The 23,986-nt window shown below is 71.9% G+C and carries 19 protein-coding genes, 1 tRNA gene and 1 pseudogene; 5 read left to right on the top strand and 16 right to left on the bottom strand.

Annotated features, from left to right (window positions below; translation table 11 throughout):
* Positions 1 to 13: 13 nt before the first annotated feature.
* A complete protein-coding gene (locus tag ACIQZO_RS11245) occupies positions 14 to 1,495 on the top strand; it encodes a tetratricopeptide repeat protein (protein WP_403623534.1) in 1,482 nt (493 codons plus the stop codon).
* 100 nt (positions 1,496 to 1,595) lie between these two features.
* Here the strand turns inward: ACIQZO_RS11245 and hppD are convergent, their stop codons facing one another.
* On the bottom strand, positions 1,596 to 2,750 hold the full coding sequence (gene hppD, locus ACIQZO_RS11240; protein WP_403623531.1) for a 4-hydroxyphenylpyruvate dioxygenase: 1,155 nt from the start codon (positions 2,748 to 2,750) through the stop codon (positions 1,596 to 1,598).
* Between the two features lie 141 nt (positions 2,751 to 2,891).
* Between hppD and ACIQZO_RS11235 the strand changes: the two genes are divergently transcribed.
* The 3 genes from ACIQZO_RS11235 (at position 2,892) to ACIQZO_RS11225 (ending at position 5,493) form a co-directional block, all read left to right on the top strand.
* Positions 2,892 to 3,371, top strand: a complete 480-nt coding sequence (locus ACIQZO_RS11235; protein WP_033226610.1) for an Lrp/AsnC family transcriptional regulator — start codon at positions 2,892 to 2,894, stop codon at positions 3,369 to 3,371.
* A 79-nt stretch (positions 3,372 to 3,450) separates the two neighbouring features.
* Positions 3,451 to 4,074, top strand: coding sequence for an ArsR/SmtB family transcription factor (locus ACIQZO_RS11230; protein WP_403623528.1), 624 nt, complete (start codon positions 3,451 to 3,453; stop codon positions 4,072 to 4,074).
* Positions 4,075 to 4,134: 60 nt separating this feature from the next.
* Positions 4,135 to 5,493, top strand: a complete 1,359-nt coding sequence (locus tag ACIQZO_RS11225; RefSeq protein WP_403623525.1) for an MFS transporter — start codon at positions 4,135 to 4,137, stop codon at positions 5,491 to 5,493.
* Here the strand turns inward: ACIQZO_RS11225 and ACIQZO_RS11220 are convergent.
* The 6 genes and pseudogenes from ACIQZO_RS11220 to ACIQZO_RS11195 form a co-directional block, all read right to left on the bottom strand.
* On the bottom strand, positions 5,423 to 6,220 hold the full coding sequence (locus tag ACIQZO_RS11220; RefSeq protein WP_403623522.1) for a S16 family serine protease: 798 nt from the start codon (positions 6,218 to 6,220) through the stop codon (positions 5,423 to 5,425). The two genes, ACIQZO_RS11225 and ACIQZO_RS11220, sit on opposite strands and share 71 nt — an antisense overlap.
* A 213-nt stretch (positions 6,221 to 6,433) precedes the next feature.
* Positions 6,434 to 7,075 carry an IclR family transcriptional regulator gene (locus tag ACIQZO_RS11215; RefSeq protein ID WP_007264382.1) on the bottom strand — a complete coding sequence of 214 codons (642 nt, stop codon included), beginning with the start codon at positions 7,073 to 7,075 and terminating at the stop codon, positions 6,434 to 6,436.
* 347 nt (positions 7,076 to 7,422) lie between these two features.
* On the bottom strand, positions 7,423 to 9,207 hold the full coding sequence (locus tag ACIQZO_RS11210) for a DEAD/DEAH box helicase (RefSeq protein WP_403623518.1): 1,785 nt from the start codon (positions 9,205 to 9,207) through the stop codon (positions 7,423 to 7,425).
* Positions 9,208 to 9,343: 136 nt separating this feature from the next.
* A pseudogene (locus tag ACIQZO_RS11205) lies at positions 9,344 to 9,795 on the bottom strand (type II toxin-antitoxin system death-on-curing family toxin).
* A complete protein-coding gene (locus tag ACIQZO_RS11200; RefSeq protein ID WP_403623515.1) occupies positions 9,792 to 9,992 on the bottom strand; it encodes a hypothetical protein in 201 nt (66 codons plus the stop codon). Before ACIQZO_RS11200 ends, ACIQZO_RS11205 begins: the two are co-directional and overlap by 4 nt.
* A gap of 118 nt (positions 9,993 to 10,110) precedes the next feature.
* On the bottom strand, positions 10,111 to 11,562 hold the full coding sequence (locus ACIQZO_RS11195; protein ID WP_403623512.1) for an MFS transporter: 1,452 nt from the start codon (positions 11,560 to 11,562) through the stop codon (positions 10,111 to 10,113).
* A 180-nt stretch (positions 11,563 to 11,742) separates the two neighbouring features.
* Between ACIQZO_RS11195 and ACIQZO_RS11190 the strand changes: the two genes are divergently transcribed.
* A tRNA-Cys gene (locus tag ACIQZO_RS11190) sits at positions 11,743 to 11,814 on the top strand.
* Positions 11,815 to 11,870: 56 nt separating this feature from the next.
* On the opposite strand, the gene ACIQZO_RS11185 is transcribed toward ACIQZO_RS11190, so the two are convergent.
* The 9 genes from ACIQZO_RS11185 to ACIQZO_RS11145 all read right to left on the bottom strand — a co-directional run bounded on the left by ACIQZO_RS11185 (position 11,871) and on the right by ACIQZO_RS11145 (position 23,948).
* Positions 11,871 to 12,239: a hypothetical protein gene (locus tag ACIQZO_RS11185; protein ID WP_403623509.1), complete on the bottom strand. Its 369-nt coding sequence runs from the start codon at positions 12,237 to 12,239 to the stop codon at positions 11,871 to 11,873.
* A 176-nt stretch (positions 12,240 to 12,415) separates the two neighbouring features.
* Entirely contained in the window at positions 12,416 to 14,698 is a 2,283-nt protein-coding gene (locus tag ACIQZO_RS11180) for a hypothetical protein (RefSeq protein WP_403623506.1), read from the bottom strand.
* A gap of 11 nt (positions 14,699 to 14,709) precedes the next feature.
* A complete protein-coding gene (locus ACIQZO_RS11175; RefSeq protein WP_403623503.1) occupies positions 14,710 to 15,132 on the bottom strand; it encodes a hypothetical protein in 423 nt (140 codons plus the stop codon).
* A 78-nt stretch (positions 15,133 to 15,210) separates the two neighbouring features.
* A complete protein-coding gene (gene mycP / locus ACIQZO_RS11170) occupies positions 15,211 to 16,386 on the bottom strand; it encodes a type VII secretion-associated serine protease mycosin (protein WP_403623501.1) in 1,176 nt (391 codons plus the stop codon).
* Between the two features lie 21 nt (positions 16,387 to 16,407).
* Positions 16,408 to 17,883 (bottom strand): WXG100 family type VII secretion target, encoded by a 1,476-nt coding sequence (locus ACIQZO_RS11165; RefSeq protein ID WP_403623498.1) that lies wholly within the window; start codon positions 17,881 to 17,883, stop codon positions 16,408 to 16,410.
* Positions 17,880 to 18,395, bottom strand: coding sequence for a hypothetical protein (locus ACIQZO_RS11160; protein ID WP_403623495.1), 516 nt, complete (start codon positions 18,393 to 18,395; stop codon positions 17,880 to 17,882). The genes ACIQZO_RS11165 and ACIQZO_RS11160 overlap by 4 nt, the downstream gene beginning before the upstream one ends.
* 167 nt (positions 18,396 to 18,562) lie before the next feature.
* Entirely contained in the window at positions 18,563 to 20,851 is a 2,289-nt protein-coding gene (locus tag ACIQZO_RS11155) for a xanthine dehydrogenase family protein molybdopterin-binding subunit (RefSeq protein WP_403624244.1), read from the bottom strand.
* A 53-nt stretch (positions 20,852 to 20,904) separates the two neighbouring features.
* Entirely contained in the window at positions 20,905 to 23,067 is a 2,163-nt protein-coding gene (locus tag ACIQZO_RS11150; RefSeq protein ID WP_403623492.1) for a (2Fe-2S)-binding protein, read from the bottom strand.
* Entirely contained in the window at positions 23,064 to 23,948 is an 885-nt protein-coding gene (locus tag ACIQZO_RS11145) for an FAD binding domain-containing protein (protein ID WP_403624242.1), read from the bottom strand. Before ACIQZO_RS11145 ends, ACIQZO_RS11150 begins: the two co-directional genes overlap by 4 nt.
* Positions 23,949 to 23,986 lie beyond the last annotated feature (38 nt).

Below are 23,986 nucleotides of genomic sequence, written 5' to 3'. Positions count from 1 at the left end.
GCACAGTGACCCCATGGACCGTATCGACGAGGAATCACAGACGCCGGCGCCGCCCGTGACCTTCACCGGCCGCAAGACCCTCGTGGCGGCCGGGGTCGCCGTGGTCCTGATCGCCGGGGCCCTGCTGATCCGGCCCGCCCGGACCGGTGACGACGCCCGCCCGCCCCAGCCGAGCGAGCGGGCCGCGTCGGCGGTCGGGATGGGCGCGCCCGCGGCGGTGGTGGACCTGAAGGCGCTGGTGGCGGACCGGGAGAAGTGGCTCGCGGCGCATCCGGAGGACGAGGCCTCGTGGGCCGTCCTCGGTTCCGCCTACCTCGAACAGGCGCGGCGCACGGCCGATTCGGGCTGGTACCCGAAGGCGGAGAAGGCCCTGAAACGGTCGCTGGAGGCCCGCCCCGCCGAGAAGGGCAACTTCGACGCGATGACGGGCATGGGCGCGCTGGCCAACGCCCGGCGGGACTTCGGTACGGCCCGCAAGTGGGGCGAGCTCGTACGGGCGCAGGCGCCCAAGCGGTGGACGGCGTACCCGGTACTGGTGGACGCGTACACGGGGCTCGGCGACTACAAGGGCGCGCAGAAGGCGATGGAGCTGCTGATGGAGATGCGGCCGGGCCTGGTCGCGTACGTCAGGGCCTCGCAGGTGTACCGGGACCGCGGCTGGCGCGAGGACGCGGTGGTGGCGATGGAGCACGCGGCGGGCGCGGCGAAGGCCCCGGCGGAGAAGGCGTACGCGCTGTTCCGGCTCGGGGAACTGTCCTGGGAGCGGGGTGACCCGGCGGAGGCGCTGCGGCAGTACGAGGGCGCGCTGCGCACGGATCCGGCGCAGGCGGAGGCTCTGGGCGGCCGGGCCCGCGCGCTGGCCGCGCTGGGGCGCGGTGGGGAGGCGGTCCGGGACTACCGGATGGCGCTGGGCCGGACCCCGGTGCCGCAGCTGGCGCGGGAACTGGGCGAACTGCTGGACTCGCTGGGCCGCGGGCAGGAGGCGCGCACCCAGTACGAGGCGCTGGCCACGATGGCGGCCCGGGACACCAGGAACGGGGCCGACGACGAGGTGGTCCTCGGCCTGTACGAGGCGGACCACGGCGATGCGACGGCGGCGGTGCGACGGCTGTCGCAGGAGTGGGAGCGGCACAAGAGCGTGCAGGTCGCGGACGCGCTGGGCTGGGCGCTGCACCAGGCCGGCGAGGACGCGGCGGCGCTGGAGTACGCGAAGAAGGCGACGGAGCCGGGGCTGCGGAACGCGGACTTCTCCTTCCACCGGGCGATGATCGAGCGCGGCCTCGGCGACGAGGCGGCGGCCCGCCGGCACCTGGAGGAGGCCATGCGCACGAACCCGTACTTCTCGCCGCTGCGCGGCCCGCTGGCGAAGCAGGCCCTTGCGGCGATCGCCAACCCGCCGCCGGGCGGTCCGGAGAACATCCGCCCGACGGCCCCCTGGGTGGAACCGGAACTCCCGAAGGCGGCCAAGCCCACGCCGACGCCGTCGGGGCGCTGACTCCCGGGTCCGGGCTCCGGGGGCGGAGCCCCCGAAAGCACGACGGCGCCGCACCCGGGAACGGGTGCGGCGCCGGGCCCCCCTCGGGCCGAGCCGGAGGCTAGAGGTTGCCGCGCTTGTCCTGCTCGCGCTCGATCGCCTCGAACAGGGCCTTGAAGTTGCCCTTGCCGAAGCCCATCGAGCCGTGCCGCTCGATGATCTCGAAGAAGACGGTCGGGCGGTCCTGCACCGGCTTGGTGAAGATCTGCAGCAGGTAGCCGTCCTCGTCGCGGTCCGCCAGGATCTTCAGCTCGCGCAGCTCGTCGATCGGCACCCGGGTGTCGCCGACCCACTCGCCGAGGGTGTCGTAGTACGAGTCCGGGACCGACAGGAACTGCACGCCCGCCGCACGCATCGTGCGGACCGTCGAGACGATGTCGTTCGAGGCCAGCGCGATGTGCTGGACGCCGGGGCCGCCGTAGAACTCCAGGTACTCGTCGATCTGCGACTTCTTCTTCGCGATCGCCGGCTCGTTGATCGGGAACTTGACCTTCTTGGTGCCGTCCGCGACCACCTTGGACATCAGCGCCGAGTACTCGGTCGCGATGTCGTCGCCGACGAACTCCTTCATGTTCGTGAAGCCCATGACCTTGTTGTAGAACGCGACCCACTCGTTCATCCGGCCGAGCTCGACGTTGCCGACGCAGTGGTCGATGGCCTGGAAGGTGCGCTTGGCCGGGGCGGCGACCATCGGCTCGGCGGCCACGTAGCCCGGCAGGTACGGGCCGGTGTAGTCGCCGCGCTCGACCAGCGTGTGTCGGGTCTGGCCGTAGGTCGCGATGGCGGCCAGTACGACCGTGCCGTGCTCGTCCTTGAGCTCGTACGGCTCGTCCAGACCGCGGGCGCCCTGCTCGACGGCGTACGCGTACGCCGCGCGGGCGTCCGGGACCTCGATGGCGAGGTCGATCACGCCGTCGCCGTGCTCGGCGACGTGCTCGGCGAGGAAGCGGCCGTGGTCGGTCGTCGCCTTGATGACCGAGGTCAGCACGAAGCGCGCGGAGCCGTTGGTCAGGACGTAGCTGGCGGTCTCGCGGCTGCCGGTCTCCGGTCCGGAGTAGGCCACGAGCTTCATGCCGAAGGCCGTCGAGTAGTAGTGCGCGGCCTGCTTGGCATTGCCGACGGCGAAGACGACCGCGTCCATCCCCTTCACCGGGAAGGGGTCTGCCTCACGCGCGGTGTGCGGGGTGGTTTCGAGGTTCGCCAGAGACTCAGTCATGAGCGCAGAGTCCCGCCGATCCACAAGCTGCGCAATAGTTCCCCGATTGACTGTACAAACTGTTCAGGATGACCGCAGGCTGGCTGAAACATCTGTGCACTATGACCACCCGCGAGCACGCGTGGGCACTCGGAGGCATCCATGGGTATCGACGAACTCGACGGCCGGCTCATCGTCCTGCTCGCCCGCGAGCCCCGGATCGGGGTCCTGGAGGCCTCGCGCAGGCTCGGCGTGGCCCGCGGGACGGTGCAGGCACGCCTGGACCGGCTCCAGTCGAACGGGGTGATCCGCGGGTTCGGCCCGCAGGTCGACCCGACGGCCCTCGGCTATCCGGTGACCGCCTTCGCGACGCTGGAGATCAAGCAGGGACAGGGGGCGGACGTACGGGCCCACCTGAACGGGGTGCCGGAGGTGCTGGAGCTGCACACCACGACCGGGCACGGGGACATGCTGTGCCGGCTGGTGGCCCGGTCGAACGCCGACCTCCAGCGGGTGATCGACCGTGTCGTCGGCTTCGAGGGGATCGTGCGGGCGTCGACGGCGATCGTCATGGAGAACCCGGTACCGCTGCGGATCATCCCGCTGGTGGAGCAGGCGGCGGAGGACGACACCCGGGCCTGAGCAGGATGACCCCGACATCCGAAGAAGGCGTTGCAAAGAAATCCTTGCATAGAAGTCTTTGCAACTCTATCGTCGAGCCATGCCCGAGAACCCCAGCCCGGTGGAGCCGGTAGAGCAGGTGGAGCCGGCCCATCCGGCGGAGCCCCAGGTCCGCGCGCTCGACGCACGCTCCCTGCGCGGCCTCGCCCATCCCCTGCGCATGCGCATGCTGACCGCCCTGCGCCACGACGGACCGGCGACCGCGTCCCAACTCGCCGAACGCTTCGGCGAGTCCAGCGGCTCCACCAGCTACCACCTGCGCCAGCTCGCCACCCACGGCTTCGTCGAGGACGCGCCCGGGCACGGCAAGGGCCGCGAGCGCTGGTGGCGGGCCGCCCACGAGGGCACCAGCCTCGACGAGTCGCTGATGCGCGACGCCGACCCGGCCACGCGCGGCGCGGCGGACGTCTTCCTGCGGGAGATCGCCGCGACCCACGCCCAGGAGCTCGATGCCTGGCTCCGGTCCGCGGGCGACTGGCCCACGCAGTGGCGCAGCGGCTCCGACCTCAGCAACTTCACGCTGCGGCTGACCGCCGGGCAGAGCGAGGAACTGCTCCACAGGATCCACGACCTGATCAACGACTACCGCGGCCTGCCCGAGGCTCAGGGCACGCAGACGGTCCGCCTCCACACGCACGTCTTCCCGCTGGGTGCGCCCGAGTAGCGGCTCCGCCGCACCCGCCGCACCCCGCCGCCCCTCCCCCACCTCTCCAGGAGTCCCGCTGTGCTCGCCTTAACCCCCGACGGGCCGCCGCGCGCGGAGCGCCGTACGGACAAGCGCCCGCTGGTCGGCGTACTGGCCGCCAACACCATCTCCATAGCCGGGAGTTCACTCACCCTCATCGGCGTTCCAATGTTCGTGCTCCACACCACGGGCAGCGCCGGCCGGGCCGGGCTCGTCGCCTTCTGCGCGACCCTGCCCGTCGTCGTGGCCGCCCTCGTCGGCGGACCGGTCATCGACCGGATCGGCCGCCGCCGGGTCTCCGCCGCCTCCGACCTGATCAGCGGCCTGTCGGTCGGCGCGATCCCGCTGCTGCACTACGCGGGCCTGCTGGAGTTCTGGATGCTGTGCGCGCTGATGGCCGTCGGCGGCCTCGTGCACACCCCGGGCCTGACCGCCCGCGCCGTGCTCCTGCCCCATCTCGCCGAGCACGCCGGCACCACCATCACCCGGGCCGCCGGGCTCTACGACGCGGTCTCGCGCGGCGCCCGGATGATCGGGGCCGCGGTGGCCGGCCTGCTCATCGCGGCGTTCGACGCCGAGACCGTACTGCTGCTGGACGCGGCGACCTTCGGGGCATCGGCGCTGCTGGTCACCGCCTTCCTGCGCGGGGTCCCGGCCGCCGAACCGCAGCGCACCGCCGGGAAGGTGTCCTTCGGGACGTACCGCGCCGAACTCGCCGAGGGCTGGGCCTTCATGGCCCGCACCCGGCTGCTGCTGGGCGTCACCGTGATGGTGATGATGACCAACGGGCTGGACCAGGGCTGGTCCTCGGTCCTGCTGCCGGTCCACGGCCAGGAGAACCTCGGCGGCCCCGCCGCGATCGGCCTGATGATCTCCCTCTTCGGCGGCTTCGCGCTGCTGGGCGCGCTCCTCTACGGAATGTGGGGCGAGCGGTTCCCGCGCCGGGCGGTGTTCACGGCGGCCTTCCTGCTCTCCGGGGCGACCCGGTACGTGGTGGCCGCCGTCACCGACACGACCCTGCCGCTGGCCGTCACGATGGCGCTGGCCGGCCTGGGCGCGGGCATGCTCAACCCGATCCTGACCACCGTCATGTACGAGCAGGTGCCGGAGGCGCTGCGCAGCCGCGTCTCGGGCGTGGCCACGGCGGGCTGCGAGCTGACCATGCCGCTGGGCGGACTCGCGGCGGGGCTGCTGGTCGACGGGTTCGGGGTCGCCACGGCGCTGCTGCTGTTCGGCGGCACGTACCTGGTGACGACGCTCGCCCCGATGGTCTTCCCGGCCTGGCGCGGACTGGACCGGCAGCCGGAGTCGGGGCCCGGGCCGGCCGTCAGCAGCTCGGAACGGCCTCGCCACGGTTCAGTGCGCGAAGGGAGTTCACCGCATCCGTCAGCGAAGTGACGGGGACGAGCCGCAGCCCCTCGGGAAGCTCCGACTGCGCGTCCGCGCACTCGGCCTTCGGTACGAGGAACACGCTCGCCCCGTCGCGCCGCGCGGCCTGGGTCTTCAGGGCCACCCCGCCGACCGCACCGACCGCGCCGTCGGCGGTGATGGTGCCCGTACCGGCGATGCTGCGACCGCCGGTGAGGTCGCCACCGCTGCCGTCGCCGTCGAGCTTGTTGACGATGCCGAGGGAGAAGAGCAGTCCGGCGCTCGGGCCGCCGACGTCGGCGAGGTTGAGGTCGACCTTCACGTCCTTGGGGTCCTTGTGGAGATAGCCGAGGGCGGCGTCGGCGGCGGCCGACTGCGACGTGGCCATTTCCTCCAGATTGTGCTTCTCGATCTCCTCGTCGCTTCCGCCCGAGGAATAGACGGCCTCCCGGGGCATGACCGCCTGATCGGTCTTGAACCAGTGGCCGACGAGCTCGTGCAGCTTCATGGACGAGGACGGGCCGGTGGCCCGGATGGTGGTCATCCGCAGCTCACCCTTGGTGTCCCGGACCGGGGCCCCGGTGACACTGATCACCGGCTTGCCCTGGTCGGAGCCCAGCACATCGGCCGTGAGCCCGGGAATGGCGACCACGAAGGGCAGCGGCGCGAAGGCCGCCGCGACGAACAGCCCGAGCACGGGTACGGCGCAGACGGCGAGGGCAGCGGGACGCGGCAGACGTGTGAGGCGTGAGAGCACCCACCCAATCTATCCGCCCACCCGCCCCAACCCCGCCGGACCACCCCCCAGCCCCACCGGCTCCTCCAGCCCACCGGCGCTTGAGGCGCTCACCCCAGCCCCGCCGGCGTTTGAGGCGCTCATTCAGCCCCGCCGGCGTTTGAGGCGCGGGGGTCCGGGGGCAGCGCCCCCAGCGACGCCGCCGCACCCGGCAGCGACCGCCGGGCCCACCGCTCAGCGCAGGGCGTCAGCCACCTCACGCGCCGCGTCGACCACCCGCGGCCCCACCCGCTCCGGCACCGCGTCCGCCAGCATGACGACGCCGACGCTGCCCTCCAGCCCGGTGATGCCCACGAGCGGCGCGGCAGCGCCACTGGCGCCCGCTTCCAGCTCCCCGTGGGTCAGCGTGTACCCGGGCTCGATGAGCGAGCCCTGACGGGCCGCCAGGATGGCCCGCCCGGCGGCCCCGCGGTCCAGCGGGTGGCGGAAGCCGGCCCGGTAGGCCACGTGGTAGTCCGTCCAGGTCGGCTCCACGACGGCGACGGCGAGCGCCTCGGTGCCGTCGACGAGGGTCAGGTGCGCGGTGGCGCCTATGTCCTCGGCGAGGGACCGCAGCGCGGGCAGGGCGGCCTCGCGTACGAGCGGGTGGACCTGTCGGCCCAGCCGCAGCACTCCGAGGCCGACCCGGGCCCGGCCGCCGAGGTCGCGGCGGACCAGGGCGTGCTGTTCGAGGGTCGCGAGGAGCCGGTAGACCACGGTGCGGTTCACACCGAGGCGGTTGGAGAGCTCGGTGACGGTCAGACCGTGGTCGGTGTCGGCGAGCAGTTTGAGGACTCTGAGCCCTCTGTCGAGAGTCTGGGAGGTTTCCGCGGTCACGACGCCTCTCCCTCTTTCGGTGAGCGGCGGTGACTCTCGGGGCGGCACGTCGCCGGTCCCGCGGCGACGCACGGAGAGGCCGCCGGTAGCGGCCATTGCACCGGCTGCGCTCCCGCGGCGGCGCTGCCACGGTGCGTTTGTTGCGGGGACAGTAGCGAGCAGGTCCGCTCAGCGGAAGGGCTCGTCCAGAATCCGGGCGCGCGCTACCTGTTTATGCCGTTTCCTGATCGATCTCGGTGTCGATTCGTGACCCCGATCCGAAAGTAGATCTTTATATGGCCGTTACGGACGCAGAACGGGGTCCGTGCGAACCTCCGCACGGACCCCGCCTCATCTTCCGTATCAATTCACCGCATACGGGTGGCCCACTCCTGCACCTTCTTGATGCGCTCGCGCAGCTGCCCCGCGGTCGCCTCGGCGCTCGGCGGACCGCCGCACACCCGCCGCAGCTCGGTGTGGATGACCCCGTGCGGCTTGCCGCTCTGGTGGACGTACGCGCCCACCATCGTGTTCAGCGACTTCCGCAGTTCCAGCAGTTCCTTGTGCGAGACCACGGGCCGCCGGTCCGCGGGCAGCTCCAGCAGGTCCGCCTCCGCGTCCGGCTTGCGCCGGCTGTGCGCGATCTGCCGGGACTGCCGCTTCTGCAGCAGCATCTGCACCTGGTCCGGCTCCAGCAGCCCGGGGATGCCGAGGTAGTCCTGCTCCTCCTCGCTGCCCGGGTGCGCCTGCATGCCGAACTCGGCGCCGTCGTAGAGGACCCGGTCGAAGACCGCGTCGGACTCCAGCGCCTCGAAGGACATCTGCTCCTCTTCGCCGGTGTCCTCGTCCTCCTGTTTGTTCGCCTCGTCCATCTCCTTCTCGGACTCGGCGTACGGATCCTCCTCGCCCTGCTTCTTGGGCTTGTCGAGGACGTGGTCGCGCTCGACCTCCATCTCGTTGGCGAAGCCGAGGAGGTAGGGAATGGTCGGAAGGAACACGGAGGCGGTCTCGCCGCGCCTGCGCGAACGCACGAAACGTCCGACGGCCTGCGCGAAGAACAGTGGCGTGGAGATGGTGGTGGCGTAGACGCCCACCGCGAGGCGCGGGACGTCGACGCCCTCGGACACCATCCGGACCGCGACCATCCAGCGGCTGCCGTCCTCGCTGAACTCGTCGATCCGCTTGGATGCGGCGGTTTCGTCGGAGAGCACCACGGTCACCTTGCTGCCGGTGATGTCCCGCAGCAGCTTGGCGTAGGCGCGTGCCGATTCCTGGTCGGAGGCGATGACGAGGCCCCCGGCATCCGGGATGCCCTTCCTGACCTCCGTCAGCCGCCGGTCGGCGGCGCGCAGCACGTTCGGCATCCAGTCGCCGCGCGGGTCCAGCGCGGTGCGCCAGGCCTGGGAGATGGCGTCCTTGGTCATCGGCTCGCCGAGCCGGGCGGCGATCTCGTCGCCGGCCTTGGTCCGCCAGCGCATGTTGCCGCTGTAGGAGAGGAAGATGACCGGCCGCACGACGCCGTCGCCGAGCGCGTTGCCGTAGCCGTAGGTGTAGTCGGCGGAGGACCGCCGGATCCCGTCGTTGCCCTCCTCGTACGTGACGAAGGGGATCGGGTTCGTGTCGGACCGGAAGGGCGTACCGGTCAGGGCCAGGCGCCGGGTCGCCGGGTCGAAGGCCTCCAGGCAGGCCTCGCCCCAGGACTTCGAGTCACCGGCGTGGTGGATCTCGTCGAGGATGACGAGGGTCTTGCGCTGCTCGCAGCGGTTGCGGTGCAGCATCGGGCGCACGCCGACACCGGCATAGGTGACGGCGACCCCGTGGTAGTCCTTGCTGAGCGGTCCGGCGGAGTACTCGGGGTCGAGCCGGATACCTATCCGCGCGGCCGCCTCCGCCCACTGCTTCTTCAGGTGCTCGGTCGGCGCGACCACGGTCACCTGCTGAATGATGTGGTGGTGCAGCAGCCAGGAGGCGAGGGTGAGCGCGAAGGTGGTCTTGCCGGCGCCGGGCGTGGCGACCGCGAGGAAGTCCCGCGGCTGGTTCTGGATGTAGCGGTCGAGCGCCCCCTGCTGCCAGGCGCGCAGCTTGTTGGCGGTACCCCAGGGGGCACGGCCGGGGAAGGCGGGTGAGAGGTGGTGGGAGGCGGTAGTAGTCACGGTCTCCGGTTCGTGCTCTCGGCGTATCTGGTACGGGTGGCAGTCAGTCGTACGTAGGACAACCGGGCCACCCTACCGGCCCGGGCCCGCCCCTCGCGGAGGGACAGGCCCGTGACCTCGGCGGGTGCGGCGAGCGTCACACCGCTTCGGTCAGCGCCCGCAGTCGGGCGGCGATCCGCGCGACATCCGTCTCGTGCCCGGCGGCCACGTCGATGACCAGGTCGTAGGCGATTTCCTGGTCCGCGCCGCCCGGGTCGACACCGTTCACGGCGAGGAACGTCGCCGCGGCGAGCCAGGCGGTGCGTTTGTTCCCGTCGACCAGGGGGTGGTTCGTCGCGATGGCGTGGAGCAGCGCGGCGGCCTGCTCGTACAGGTCCTCGTAGGCCGGCGTCCCGAACTCCCCCAGCTACCGCTGGGAGGTGCCCCCAGGGCGCGGGGCCGGTGCAGCGCCGACTCCAGCAGCCCGGGGGCACGCAGCTCCACGGGCTGGTCCTGGGCCAGGCAGGCGTACCGGGCCAGGTCCAGGACCTCGGCGAGCGTGAGGTGGCGCACCGGGGCCGCGGCGGCGCTCGTGCGGGGCCCGCTCATGTGCCGAGCCGCTTCAGCAGGGGCGCGTGCCGCAGAGCGAGCCGCCGCGCCTCGGCCCCGACCCGGTCCCGCTCGGCCCGCAGCAGCGCCCGTACGGCGTCGAGCGCGAGCTCCTCGGGCGTGCGGCCGGTGGCGTCGGCCAGGTCGGCGCACTCCGCCCGCTCGGCGTCGGACAACCGGATGATCAACTCGTTCATGGCCGGAACGGTAGTACCGGGGCCCTGCGCGACGCAGCCGAATTCCCGGCGGCGCTGCCGCACCATTCCGCGGTGCTCAGGCTTCATTCCGCGGTGCTCAGGCTTCATTGCGCGGTGCTCAGGCTTCGGCGGGGTCCAGCCGGGTCGCGACCCAGGCGCCGACCAGCGCCACGCAGGCCATCGGCAGGAACACCACGGCGAAGGCTGCCGGGTGCGAGGCCGACGCCCCGTCCGTCAGGGCGTGGGAGGCACCGACCGCGCCACCGCCCAGCGCGGCGAAGGCGGCGCCCCCGCCCGCCAGCAGCACCACATTGGCCAGCGCGTCCGAGATCTGCAGCGCGGCCGAATTGGACCCCGCCTCCGCCGGCGCCGACAGCTGGAGCAGCAGCACGCTCGTGGAGCCGATCACCAGCCCCATGCCCAGGCAGCGCACCGCCCAGGCCAGCGCCAGCGTCCACACCGGCACCGATTCGATCAACACGGCGGGGGCCGCGGCGATGGCCATCGCCACCAGCACCATCCCGCCCACCATCAGCCTTTCCCGGTAGGGCGCCATCCGGCCCTTGGACTGCACCCACGAGCCGCCCGCCCAGGTGAGCCCGCCCAGGGCGAGCGAGAACCCGGCCATCGTCGGGCTCAACCCCCGCTGGGTGACCAGCATCAGCGGTACGAAACTCTCCGCCGCGATGAACGACCCGGCGGCCACCCCGCGCAGCAGCACCACGGACGGCAGCCCGCGCCGCGCCCGGTAGGTCCCGCGCGGCAGCAGCCCCAGCACGGCCGGCACCAGCAGCGCGGCGCCGGCGATGCCCGGCGCGAGCGAGAGCCACCGCAGGTCCTGGGCGGCGTACTGGAGCAGCCCCGCCCCCACCGAGATGCCGAGGGCCAGCCGGATCCGCCGTCGGTCGAAGGCCACGGGCGGGGCGTCGGGGTCCACGGGCCCGGACGCGGTCCGCCGTATCGCGGGCAGCGCCACCACCAGGGGGACCACCACCAGCGCCGGTATCCCGAGGAACACCCACCGCCACCCGAGGTGCTCGGTGACCGTCCCTGAGGCCAGCGGCCCGACGATCGAGGGGACCACCCAGCCGGCCGCGAAGGCGGCCATGATCGCGGGCCGCAGCCGCTCCTCGTAGGCCCGGCTGACGACGACGTAGAGGGCGACGATGACCAGCCCGCCACCGAAGCCCTGCACGGCCCGGCCGAGCACGAACACCCACATGGCGCCCGCGGTCCCGGAGACCACGAGCCCGGCGGCGAAGGCGGCGATCCCGACGGTCAGGGGCCGCAGCGGCCCCTGCCGGTCGGCCCACTGGCCGGCCAGGACCATGCCGAAGAGGCTGGTGGTGAAGTAGGCGGAGAAGGCGAAGGCGTAGAGCCCGACGCCCTCGAGCTCGCGGGCGGCGACGGGCATGGCCGTACCGACGGCGGTGGCCTCGAAGGCGATGAGGAAGACCACGGAGATGATCCCGATGCTGAGCGTCCGGTACGCGGGCCCGAGAACCCCGCCCGCGGGCAGGGGCGGGGGCGGTGCGGTTCGCTGGGGCACACGGGGTTCAAGGGCGCTCATCGCCCCAGAGTAAGGTGCGTAGCCCGCGATCGACCCTGTCAATTCGACGGATCCCGCCCTCGGCCGCGAGACCTAGGTCCGCCGGACTGTTAACGCGGCATGGCAGTCGCATTGCACGACCCGCGATCCCCTTCCCCGACCCCACGGGCCCCCGTACGGTCGTGCACATCACCACCACAGAGCCGTGTGCCCGAGTGGTTGAGGGACTCGCCTGCAAAGCGGGTTACGCCGGTTCGATTCCGGTCACGGCTTCGCGGCGGGACGCTCAGGGGCAGGCGCACCCCTGAGCGTCCTTCGCCTTGTCCGCCTCAGGCGCCGCAGCCGGCCTGCTCCCTGGCGAAGTCCAGGTACTTCTTCATGAGCCCCGCGAACAGGGGGCGGCGTTCCTCCTGCTTGATCTGCTCCGTCGAGCCGTCGAGCCACACCTTGAGCTCGAAGGCCTCAGTAGGGCCGGTGCACGAGAGGAAGATCGCGGCGCCGCTGTCCCACAGCTTGCTGTTCTCTGCGAAGGGAAGCGGCTCCGGATTCTGCTCATCGACCGCAGGGGCCCAGAAGAAGTGCTGTCCCTTCGGCAAACGTTCCACCGTCGCGAAGAAGCGGGTCTTCCCGTCCACATAGATGTTGCAGATCGCACTCTCCCGCCCGGCGCTCAGACGGGCATCGGCCGGCCCGTCCACGCTCACCTCCCTCCCCGTACCCATGAAAGGTGCGAGTTCCGCCGGAGTGAAAGCCCCGAAGCAGGTGGATGCGGGCAGCTCGGGCGCAGCCGACGCCTTGCCGTCGGAGCATCCGGCGAGCAGTACCGCTCCCACGGCGATTGCGACCGGCGCACGGTGGGTACGAGAATGAGCCATCACGATCCGCCGTTCATCGTGGCCACCAGGTCCCGGCCGTTCGAGTAGGCGTTGGCCGTCTCCGTGGACGCGACACCCGCGTAGGAGTCGATGGTTCGCTCGGACAACCCGGATCCGCGGGCCGCGATGCGGACCGAGTCCGCGGCGGAGTCGGATGCGCCGGTCTGTGCGCGCGTGTACTCCTCGCCCGCCCGCTGATTGCTGTCCTCGACCTTCTTCGCCGCGTCCTTCTCCGCTCCCTTGACCACGCTCTCCGTGATGTCCTCCTGGAGCCATTCGACGACATCGCCGGCCAACGGCACAAGCTCGAGGTACTTGCCCCCCGCCGCGGTGATTCCGCGGTTGACCCACTTGGCGTTGTCCTCGACGCCCTTGACGTACTCCTCCTGCTTGTGGGCGTTCTCACCGAAGGTGCCCTCCGCCCGAGCCTCGGACAGCATTCCGGCGATCTGTCCGCCGGGATGCACCGCGACCTTGACGGCCGCATCGACGTCGTCGTACTCGCCCCTATGGGCGAAGACGTCATTGACCAGTGCCGTGGTGAAGGTGCGCTGGGCCGTGGTGATCGCGCCGTAAGCCTCCGGGTCCTGGCCCACCGCCCCGATGAACCGGGCCATCTCGGCCTTGTCGAACACGGCCATCTCGCCATTGGCCTTGATCGTCCGGCTGCCGTTCTCCGCCGACGCCTGGATGTCCGGCATGTACTCGGCCGCCATCTGACCGAAGTGACCGGACAGGCCGTTCAGTGGGCCGTCGGGCTCGCCCGGGTCCGCGTCGACCAGCTCCGGCTTGTCGCCGATCTTCTCGACGACCCGCTCCATGACCGCCGCCATCTCCTTCGTGTGCGGGACCGGCGGGGAGTCCTCGTCACCCGGCGTGCGGTGGGAGACCGCCGACATGAGGGCGTCGCCGAGTGCCTGCTGGGCCGGGTGCAGGTCACCGGTCCGACTGATGTCGAAACTGTCCATGTACGGCTTCTTGTCGAGCATGTAGTCGACCATGCCCTGGTCCTTGCCGTGCTGGCCGCCGACCGGCTTGTCGTCCTTCGTGACGATGCCGTCCTTGTTGCTGTCCTCGCGCACCGGCTCGTTGAAGAAGGCCGTCGCGGCGTCCGGATTGTTGCCCAGCGCCTTCATCAAGCCGGTCAGCGGGTAGAAGCCGCGGCCGTCCTGGCCCTGGCTGAGGACGGACTCCAGTCCGTACGGAGTGTGGAACTCCCAGGCCCTCGGGTCCTTGCGGTCCATGGCGACCATGTCGCGGCCGACCGAGGTGAGGAACTCCGTGTCGTACTTCCCCTCGCGCAACAGCGCGCCCAGGGCCTGGTAGCCGTAGATCTGCTGCACGCCGCCGTAGACGGCCATCTCCTTGCGGCCAGCCTTCATCAGCTGGGTCGTCCAGGCGGCGTCGAGGTGGTGGGGGACGTCCTTGTGCGTCGCGAGGCCGAGCATCGCACCCATGTCGCTCTGGATGTTCGCGACCATCAGCGCACGGTCCTTGCCGGCCGGGCCGAGGCCCGTCGCGTCCAGGGACATCTTGGAGTACATCTCCAGGGTGCCTTCGGCGCCGATCGTCCGGTAGAAGCCCGTGGAGAACTCGGGGTCCGTGCGGTTGTCGTCGAGCAGTTCCTCAAGCTCGCGCAGCGCCTCGACGTTGCGGGCCGTGCCGCCCTCGCCGGTGACCTTCTTCATCAGATCGGCTGCGCGGGCCGCCTGTTCGCCATCGAGAGTGGTGAACTTCGGTCCACTGAAGTCGTGTTCGTCGGTGACGTTCGCCTGGAGAACCCGGACAAGCGAGTCGTCGGCGTCCTGCGCGTCCTCGACCGCCCGGTTGATCCGGGTCTGCCAGGCGTTGCGGTTCGTGTTCAGGGCCTGCTGGTAGTCCGGGTCGTGCCGGGCCGCGTTCCGCTCGCCCTCGGTGGGCAGCGGGATGGCGGTGACCCGCCCGTCGGCACCGACTTGGAAGCCGGCCGCCGGGGCCTCCGCGGCGAGCTTCTTCAGCTCGTCCTGGGCGGCCTTGAACGTCGCGTGCGCGTCGGCGAGGACCTGGTGCATGCCCTTGGCGGCCTTGGCCGCGTCCTCGAACTCCTTGGCCGTCTTGTCGACGAACCCGCGCGCCACTCCTGCCGTGACCCCGCTCCACTCGGCCTTGTCGGACTTCGCCTTCATGCCGTTGCGAGCGGCCTCGGCCATCTCGTCCAGCTTGCCGGCCATCGCCGTCCAGTCGGTGACGGCCGTCTGGAGCTTGCCCAGGGGCGCGTTCATCACGTTCTCGTACGTCAGCATGAAGGCACCGCCTACTTGAGGTATTTGTCTATCGCGGACGCGGTGAAGTCCGCGTGGAGCTGCTGCTCGTCCTTGGCATGGGAGGCGAGCGAGTAGTTCAGCCCGTTGGAGATGTTGGCGCAGGCGGCCACGAGGGTCTTCACCTGGTTCTCCCAGGCGCTGTTGACCTTGAGCAGCGCCGCACCGCTCGCGAAGCCCTCCTTGGTGAGGGCCCCGGCCGCCTCGGCGGTGGCGGTGGCGGCGTGCTTGCCGTCGGTCTGCAGGCGCGTGTGCAGCTTGTACGCCTCGGAACCGACGGCTCCGATGTGGTCCTGATTGAGGTCCAGGTCGGCGCCGCCGCCCCCGCCGGGGTCGGCGGGGGCCTGATTGAGGCGCATGGTGACACTGGCGGAGGCCGAGGCGCGAGCCGCCGACCATTCCTCGTCGAACGACATCGCGTGAACTCCCGAAGTCAGGGCCGGTCAGGTCGAATCAAGGCGGAGAAGGTCGGATCAGTTCGGAATCAGTTCGGATCAGCGATTGCGGCGTACGAAGACCACGGTCACGGCTCCACCGATCAGCACGCAGGCTCCCAGCCCGAGCGCGATCCAGGGAAGCGAGCTGCCGCTCTTCTTCTCCTCGGCCTTGGCGGCCGGCTTGGACGCCGCGGAGTCGGGCGCCTTCCCGTCCGGAGAGGCGGAAGGCTTGCCGCCGCCTGCTGCTGCGGCGGCCAGATCGGGCAGCGGGTAGACATCGGCCGGACCGGGGTCACCGGGCGTCTGCAGCGCGACACGGGGGCGGACGAGGCCGTAGCCGACGTAGTCGTTGCGCCCGGATTCGTCGACGGGCTTGCCCGCGGTGTTCAGAAGGACACGGAGGACCTGGTTGTTGGTCCAGTCGGGGTGCGCGGACCAGAGGAGCGCGGCGGAGGCGGAGGCAAGGGCGGACGAGTCACTGGTTCCGTGGGTCTTGCAGATGCCCGTCTTGCCGGCGCACGCCAAGACGATGTCCACCCCTGGGGCAGTGAGGTCAACTTGGGGGCCGTGCTGAGATTCGCTGCTCGGTTCACCCGTAGCATCCACCGCAGCGACTCCGACGACGCCAGGTGTCGCGCCCGGGTACTCGAGCTCGTTTGACGAATCCCCCGAGTTGCCAACAGCAGCGAAGATCAACTTCCCCTTTGAGAGCGCGTACCTAACCGCTTCGGCTCGCGTCGCATCGTTCTCTGGCTTCCCGCTTCTACCCAAGGAGATATTGATTACTTTGGCATCCGAGTCTGCGGCGTAGCGAATCGCAGCAGCCCACGATGGCGTAGCCCACTGCTGATCATCGGGAACACGGAGGGGCATAATCTTGACACCAGGAGCAAGCCCATACCCGCCATCGCCACTTGGATGCTTGCCCGTTCCTGCGATTAGCGCGGAGATGCCCGTGCCGTGACCACCCTGTTCGGCGGGTTCCTCGACGCCTTGCGTCGAGAAGGTCTTACCTGGAACGAACTGACCCTCCAATTCGGGAATTTGCGTAATTCCACTGTCAATCACAGCAACGGTGACCCCTTTACCGGTGCTGATCTTCCAAATCTCGTCGGCCTTCATGGCGTCGAGATGCCATTGCTGCGATCGAATCGTCTCCGCGTGGGCCGGGGTCGCGGCGACCCCGGCCAGCAGGAGACCCACCAGGGCCGAGGTCGCCTTACGCATGCGCATCCCGTGCAATGTCCGTTCTACTCAGTCGATCACAGGCGGAGCAACGCGACGGTTGCCCTGCCAGGTCTCTTCGTCCTCGGTCAGGTAGTCGGGGCGCTCGCCACCCTGATCGTTCCGCCGCTTGCCCGGAGTCCGCGTGCCCGCACCGGCGTGGCCCATGGAACCCATACCCGCGCCGCCGGCGCCATTGCGAACGAGGCCCGAGCCGCCCTGGGTGAACGGCTGACCGCTGGCGATCGGGCGACCGACCGCACCGGTCTGACGCCCTCCGAGCACACCGCCCGGCTCGGTGGCCAGTCGACGGCCGCCCGCGAAGCCTCCCTGGCTGCTGCCGTGGCCGCCGCCGGCACCGTGGCCCATCCCGCCGCCGCCCATGGGGCGGCCGCTCTGAGAACCCTCGCCGATGACCGTGCCACGCGGGATGCCCGAGCTGGGTCCGGTGGAGGTCACGGGACGGCCGCCGGTGATACCGCTGTCACGCGGGAGCACGCCAGCCGTACCGCCCACCTTGCCACCGGGAGCACCAGGGCCAGTCAGACCAGGGTACGGACCGATACCGGAGCCGGTACCGATGGGGCCCGGCCCCTTCAACCCGCCGACCGGCGGAAGAGTCACCGGCGGAGCAATGAGTCCGGGGGTGGGCCCAAGGGGACTCGTCGGAAGCTGGCCGCCGGGCGTGGTCGCCACGGGGGGCGCCGTGCGGTCCGGAAGCGTCGCGACGCTGTCGAGGTCCACACCCACCTCGCGGTCCGGGATCACCGGCACGGGCGTCGACGGAAGCGTGTTGTCCGGCCTCGGCTGATGTCCGGTTACCGAGCCCGAGTCATTCGAAGACGCGCCGCTACCCGAACTCGCCGGCGTGTACGAGGATCCGACCGAGCCAGCACCCCCACCGGATCCTCCGCCCGACCTGGCCACGTCTTCCTCGCCGTAGCGAGCGGGCGGCACGAGCACATCCGGCGGCGGCGGGAACGTCGGGATCGTCGCTTTGTCCATCTCCGAAGACGACTGCTCATATGACCCGGACAGCTTGTTCATCGCGTCTACGGCCCGCGCGTGGTCTCCGCTCAGCTTCGACCACGCCTCCTGCCCGAGCTGCACCGCGTCCGGGTCGTTGTGGTACTCCCGGGACGTCGCCAGGTTCTCCTTGAGGCTCGCCTCCGCCGACGCGCTGTACTTCGGCATGTCGCCCGTACCGCTCTTCGGCTTGACCTCGCGCATGACCTGGGCCGTCTGCGTCAGGTACTTGCCGCCCTTGGCGCTGTACTCGGCCAGTACCAGCGTGGCGCTTCCCGCCTGGTTAACCCAGTTCTGGAAAGCCGTGGCCGCCTCGCCCTCCCAGCCCTTGACCTTGTGGTCCTTAAGCTTGTTTCCGATCTCCTCGATCGTTGCGGCGGCCTCGGTGAGTTGCGTCCCACGGGCGCTGACCGCCTCATCGTCGAGCGCCGCAATCATTGCGTAGAGCTGTGCGTGCGTGTAGCTCTCGAATCCGCTCATCCGAAATCAATACCCTTCCCCGTCCGGTTCGGCTGCGGGCCTTCGGCCGTCTTCTCCGCGTACGGGTCACGCTTCTCGACGTACTGGTCGTGGGCCTGCTTGGCCAGGGCGGCCATGCGGCGCTTCGCCTCCTCGTCCACCCCGCTGTAGCCCTTGCCCGCGGACTGGACGGCGATACCCAGCGCCTCGATCTGCACTGCGAGCCCCTTCGACAGCTTCTGCAGCTCCGAGTGCACGATGTTGTACGACGTGTTGAGCTTGTCGGCCGCGGGGAAGCCCGTGCCCAGGACCCCGGTCGGCATCGTGCCGTCCGCCAGCTTCCCGTGGTGCGCCGGGGAATCCTGAAGCTTCGTCAGGAGTCCGTCCACCAGGTTCTTGTAGTCCTTCAGGTCGTCGTACTGGATCCGCAGCGCCGCCGCCGCGCCCTGCGCGGCCGCCTGGGCTGCGATCCCGGCCGACACTCCTGCCGCGATGTCGACCCCGAACAGACCTGCCCCGTTGTCCTCTGCCACGTTGGCCTCCCGACTCCCCGTCATCCCCGTGGTCGCGGCGCTCACGCCGCTTCCCATCCCCGTTCGCACCCGCGTGCACACGTACACGCGCGTCCGTACCGATCACTCTAGCGACCGGTACCGACAGCCCCAAGTCCGGGGTTGCACATGCAATGTGGTTCACACGGTCACGAGTTGGGCGCACCCACCGCCGCGGACGGCCTGATCGGCAGCCGGTTGACCGGTCGGCCCGTGGCCGCGCGGACCGCTGAGGCCACCGCCGCCGGGGTCGTCACCACCGGGACGGCGCTCGCCGCCTTCGCGCCGAAGGGGGCCACCACGTCCCGCTCCTCGACCAGTTTGACGATGCGGACCGCCGGGGCGTCCAGCGCCGTCGGCAGGGCGTAGCCCGTCAGGTCCGGGTGGCGGACCAGGCCGGCGACCGTGCGGAGGTTCTCCGTCAGGGCCGCGCCCACGCCCTGGGTGACGCCCGCCTCGATACGGGCCTCCAGCTGGCGGGGGTTCAGGATGCGGCCCACGTCCTGGGCGACGGCGAGTTCCACGACCCGTACCGAGCCCAGTTCGATGTCCACGTCCACCACCGCGCGGATCGCGCAGAAGGCGAGGCCCACGAAGGCGTCGCCCTGGCCGTCCCCGTCCAGCGGTTCCGTCGGGTGGGGGCGGCACTGGGCCGTCGCCCAGAGTTCCTTGCCGGCCATCGCCTCCGCGACCGACATGGAGAACGCGCCGTCGTACGAGGTGATGCGGCCTTCCTGGATCTGCAGCAGCTCCGTCGACATGCCCAGCTTGTGAGCCATCGGCTGGAGGAGCTGGGTGCGGACCATCTTGGCCGCCCGCTCCACCGCGCCGCCCGACACCCACGTGTGGCGGCCGTGCGCCGACGGGCCGGCCGGCGGCTGGTCGGTGTCCACCGGGGCCATGGTGACCTCGTCGACGCCCAGGACCTCCTGGACGATCTGGCGGGCCAGCGTGGCGAAGCCCTGGCCGGTGTCGACGGCCGCGCAGATGACCGTCGCCGCGCCGCCCACCACCTTGACGGTGGCCGTGGAGACCTCGTCGGTGCCCTCCGCGCCGAGCATGTGCACCATGCCGACGCCGTAGCCGACCCCGCGCCGTACCGCGCCCGGTTCGCCCGCGCCCTCGGGGCCGCCCGGCAGCAGCCACTCGTCCTCGGGGGCGTCCTTCGGCAGAGCGGGCAGTTCGAAGTCGCGCACCGCGCGCAGCAGTTCGGCCACCGGCGCCGGGCAGGTCACCGTCTGGCCGGTGGGGAGCAGGTCGCCCGTCGCCAGGACGTTGCGCAGGCGCAGCTCGGCCCCGTCGATGCCGAGGGCGGCCGCGAGCTTGTCCATCTGACCCTCGTACGCGGCGCACACCTGCATGGCGCCCTCGCCACGGACGTGGCCCGACGGCGGGTTGTTGGTGCGTACCGCCCAGCCCTCGACGAAGGCGTGCGGAACGACGTACGGGCCGCAGGCGAAGGCGACCGCCGCGGCCAGGGATTCCGAGGAGGCGTCGGCGTACGCGCCCGCGTCCATCAGGATCTGCGCCTCGACCTTGACCAACCGGCCCTCCGCGTCCGCGTGGTGGCGGTAGCGCAGCAGCGTCGGGTGCCGGTGGGTGTGGCCGAGGAAGGACTCCTCGCGGGTGGCGACCAGTTTGACCGGGCAGCCCGTGCGCAGGGCGAGCAGGCCGAGCGGCAGCTGGAAGGCGGCGTCCTCGCGGTCCGCCGTCGCGCCCGGCACGCCGGTGACGACGACGCGCACGCGGTCCGGATCCAGTCCGAAGCATGCGGCGGCCAGGTCGCGGTCGGTGTGCGGGTCGGTGGACGCGGTGTAGAGCTCCACGCCGCCGTCGGGGCGCGGCACGGCCAGCCCGGCCTCGGCGCCGATGGGCGCGGGGTCCTGGCGGCCGATCCGGTACAAGCCCTCGACCACGACCTCGCCGGTGGCCTCCGGGTCGCCGTAGCGGAGCGGGATGTGCCGGATCAGGTTGCCGTCGGGGTGCAGGGCGGGGGCGCCGAAGGACTGCTCGGGGTCGGTGACCGGGTCGAGGAGTTCGTACTCGACGGCGATCGCGGCCGCGGCGAGCCGGGCGGTGTCCGGGTGGTCGGCGGCGACGGCGGCGATGGGCTCGCCGTGGTGGCGTACGACGTCGTGCGCGAAGACCGGCCGGTCGGCGATGCGGCGGCCGTGCGTGGTGGCGCCGGGCACGTCGGCGTGGGTGACGACGGCGCGTACGCCGGGCATCTCGGCGGCGGCCGTGGTGTCGATGGACAGGATCCGGGCGTGGGCGTGCGGGGAGCGCAGCACGGCGGCCCACAGGAGGCCCTCGGCCCACAGGTCGGCGGCGTAGGGGAAGGTGCCCTCGGTCTTGGCGCGGGTGTCCGCGGCCGGGACGGAGGCGCCGATTCCGCGCGGTTCCTGCGGCTCGGTGGCCTCGGATCCGCCGGCGGCCATCGTCGTCACCGTGGTGTTCACCGTTGTCGTCGCGGTCGCCGCGTCCTGCCCGCTCACGCCGTGCCTCCGTGGTGGATGCCGCCCTCGCCGGGCGCTGCCTGGTGCGGGATACGCGGCTCCGGTGCGCCCGGCCCCGTGCCCGAACCCGGTGCCGCGGGCTCGGCGGCTGCCGCCTCGCGCTCGGCCACGACCTCGCGCACGGCGTCGACGACTCCCGCGTAGCCGGAGCAGCGGCAGAGGTTGCCGCACAGGGCCTGCCGGGTCTCCAGCTCGCTGGGGGCGTGGTTGCCCTCCAGCAGGTCGTGGATCGTCATGGCCATGCCGGGCACGCAGAACCCGCACTGCACCCCGCCCGACCTGCACAACGCCTGCTGGACGTCCGAAAGTTCCCCGTCGGTCGCGAGACCCTCGACGGTACGGACCTCGCTGCCGGCGGCGGTCGCCGCGGGCACCAGGCAGGAGGCGACGAGCCGGCCGTCGACCTGCACGGCGCAGGCGCCGCACTCGCCCTGCGAGCAGCCGTCCTTGGCGCCGGCGAGGCCGAGGCGCTCGCGCAGCACGTACAGCAGGGACTCGCCGATCCAGGCGCCGGTGACGGGCCGGTCGGCGCCGTTGACGCGCAGGACGTAGGAGGCCGACGGGTGCTCGTGATGGGTGGCGGCCCCGGCGGTCGATTCTTCTTCGTACGTCGCCACCTCGACCGGGACACCTTCGGCGGTGTCCGCGTCCGGGAGTCCGTCCGCGCTGTCGGCGGTGTCCGCGGTCGGCGTCAGGTCGGCCGGGGGCTCCTCCTCGGCCGGCCCGTCCCCGTTCCCGGGGTCGGACTCCGCTCCGGCCGACTCCGCCGCGTGGGCGTCCGCGTGGGCGTCCTCGCGGCCGTCCTCGCGGCCGTCCTCGTAGGCGTCCTTGTGGGCACCCTGCGGCGAGGCTTCGTGCGCGGCTCCGTGCCCCTCCGTGGGCGCGGGCTCCGGCACGTGGCCGAAGGCGCTGAAGCCGTGCCCGTCGGTGGCGTCGGTGCCGTCGGGCCGCGCGGCCTCGGCGGCCGGCGCCTGCTCCTGCGCGCGCACTCCGCCGAAGAGGTCCAGGCCGCCGGAGGTCACCGACTGCTGCTCGACGGCGGCCACGGCGGCGACGGCCGCGGCGGCCTGCTCCGCGTACCCGGCGTACTCGTCCTGGCCCGTGTGGCCGGGGCGCTCCACGTGCCCCGTGTGCCCCGTGTGATCGGCGGCCCTCGCTCCCTCGGCCGGCTCCGCCGCCGGGCCGTGCGCGGCCTCGATGTCGTGCGGGGCCTGGTGCACCGGCTCGCCCTCGGGCAGCGGCGTGCCCACCCCGGGCCCGCCCAGCACCCGCGGCCCGCGCCCCGCGGCGCCCACCCCGGGCCCGCCGAGCAGCCGCCCGGCGGCGTGCGCGGTCGCTTCGGCCGCGGCCGAAGCGGCGGCGGCCTCGTCCGTACCGGGCAGCGCACCGAAGCCCGCCGCACCGGCGCCCGTACCCGCCCCGGGATCCGCGTGCGGGTCCCCGGCGGGCTGCTGCGTCAGGTAGGCCCACGGAGCCGGGGCGCCGCCCGGCAGCGTCGCCGGGGCCTGGCTCCAGTCGGCGTCCAGCCCGCCCGGCCGGAAGTCGTTCTGCTGCTCGGAGTACTGGTCGGGGTACTGGTCGGGGTACTGGTCGAACTCGGGCACGGCCCACTGCCCGGTCGCCGAAGCGTCCGCCTCGGGCTGGTGCGCGACCTCCGGGAAGCGCCACTCGGCGGTCGCGCTCGAGTCGGCCGCCTGCTGCTCCGGCTCGGCCTCGGCGAAGGCCGCCGCGACCGACGCCGGGATCGGGATCGACGCCGGAATCGGACCGCCCACCGACCCGGACCCCGGGCCCTGCCCGTGGCCCGCGCCGGAGCCCTGGCCGGCACCGGTCGCGTGCGCCGCGTCCGCCTGCCCCGTGCCGCCGGCCTCCGGCCACTGCACCGGAATCGTCCATGTGCCCGTGGCCGCGGGATCCGTACTGCCCGAGCCGAGCGGAACGATCATCGGCGGCGGCACGTAGCCGTGCCCGGGTGCCGCGAGCGGCTCCCCGGTGCCGAGCGCGTCCAGCATGTCCTGCGGCAGTTTCACGAAGGCCGTGGCGTCCGAGTCGTACTCGCCGCCCTGCGGGACGGGTTCCCAGCCCCAGCCCGCCGTGCCGTTCCCCTGGGTCACGTTCTCGTTCTCGTTCTCGCTCATGAGGTCAGCGCCCTCCCGAGGGCCCTGCGCGCCAGCACGGCCACCGTCCGCCGCAGATGCAGTACTCCGGGAGCGACCGGTTCGCCCTGGTCGGGCACGCAGGCGGCCGCGACGTACTCGCCGAAGGCCTCCAGTGCCTCGGGGGCCAGGCTCCGCCCGCCGTCCCAGTCGATCAGCGAGGCCACCCACTGCTCGGCCTCCAGCGGCCGCAGCGGCATCGGGGCGACCGCGCCGATCGCGCAGCGCACGCCCCGGCGCGCGGGATCCAGGACGAGCCCCACGGAGGCCATCGCGCGCCCGGGCCCGGTACGGCCCGTGGCCTTCAGGAACACCTGCGGCGCGTGCAGCAGGGGCACCCGTACGAAGCCGATCAGTTCACCGGGCCGCAGCATCTCGCGGCCGGCCAGCAGGTACGACACCGGGATCTCCCGCTGCCCGTCCGGGCCGACGATGACGAGTACGGCCTCCAGCGCGGCCAGCACGGGCAGTGCGTCACCCGTGGGCGCGGCGGTGGCGATGTTGCCGCCGAGGGTGCCGGCGTTGCGGATCTGCGGGGGGCCGGCGGCGCGGGCGGCGGCGGCCAGTGCGGGGATCAGAGCGGCGAAATCCGGCCGCCCCATCCGTGCGTGCGTGAGGCCCGCGCCGAGCAGCGCGTGGCCGTCCTGGTACTGCCAGCCGCGGATCTCGTTGATCCGGCCCAGGCCCACCAGGGCGGCGGGCCGCAGCAGCCCGGCGTTGACGGCGGCCATCAGGTCGGTGCCGCCCGCGACCGGCACGGCGGCGGGCATGGCGGTGAGCGCCGCCACGGCCTCGTCGAGCGAGGCCGGCAGCGTCACGGACTGCGCCGCCTGCGGGCCCTGCGGCCCCTGAGGTGAATCCAGTGCGTGCGGTGCGTGCGTGGTCAACCCAGCTGCCCCTT

The organism is Streptomyces sp. NPDC097617 (assembly GCF_044761485.1).
Classification (GTDB): Bacteria; Actinomycetota; Actinomycetes; order Streptomycetales; family Streptomycetaceae; genus Streptomyces.
The sequence above is the reverse complement of the archived record's forward strand: the minus strand, read 5'-3'. Positions and strand labels throughout refer to the sequence as shown.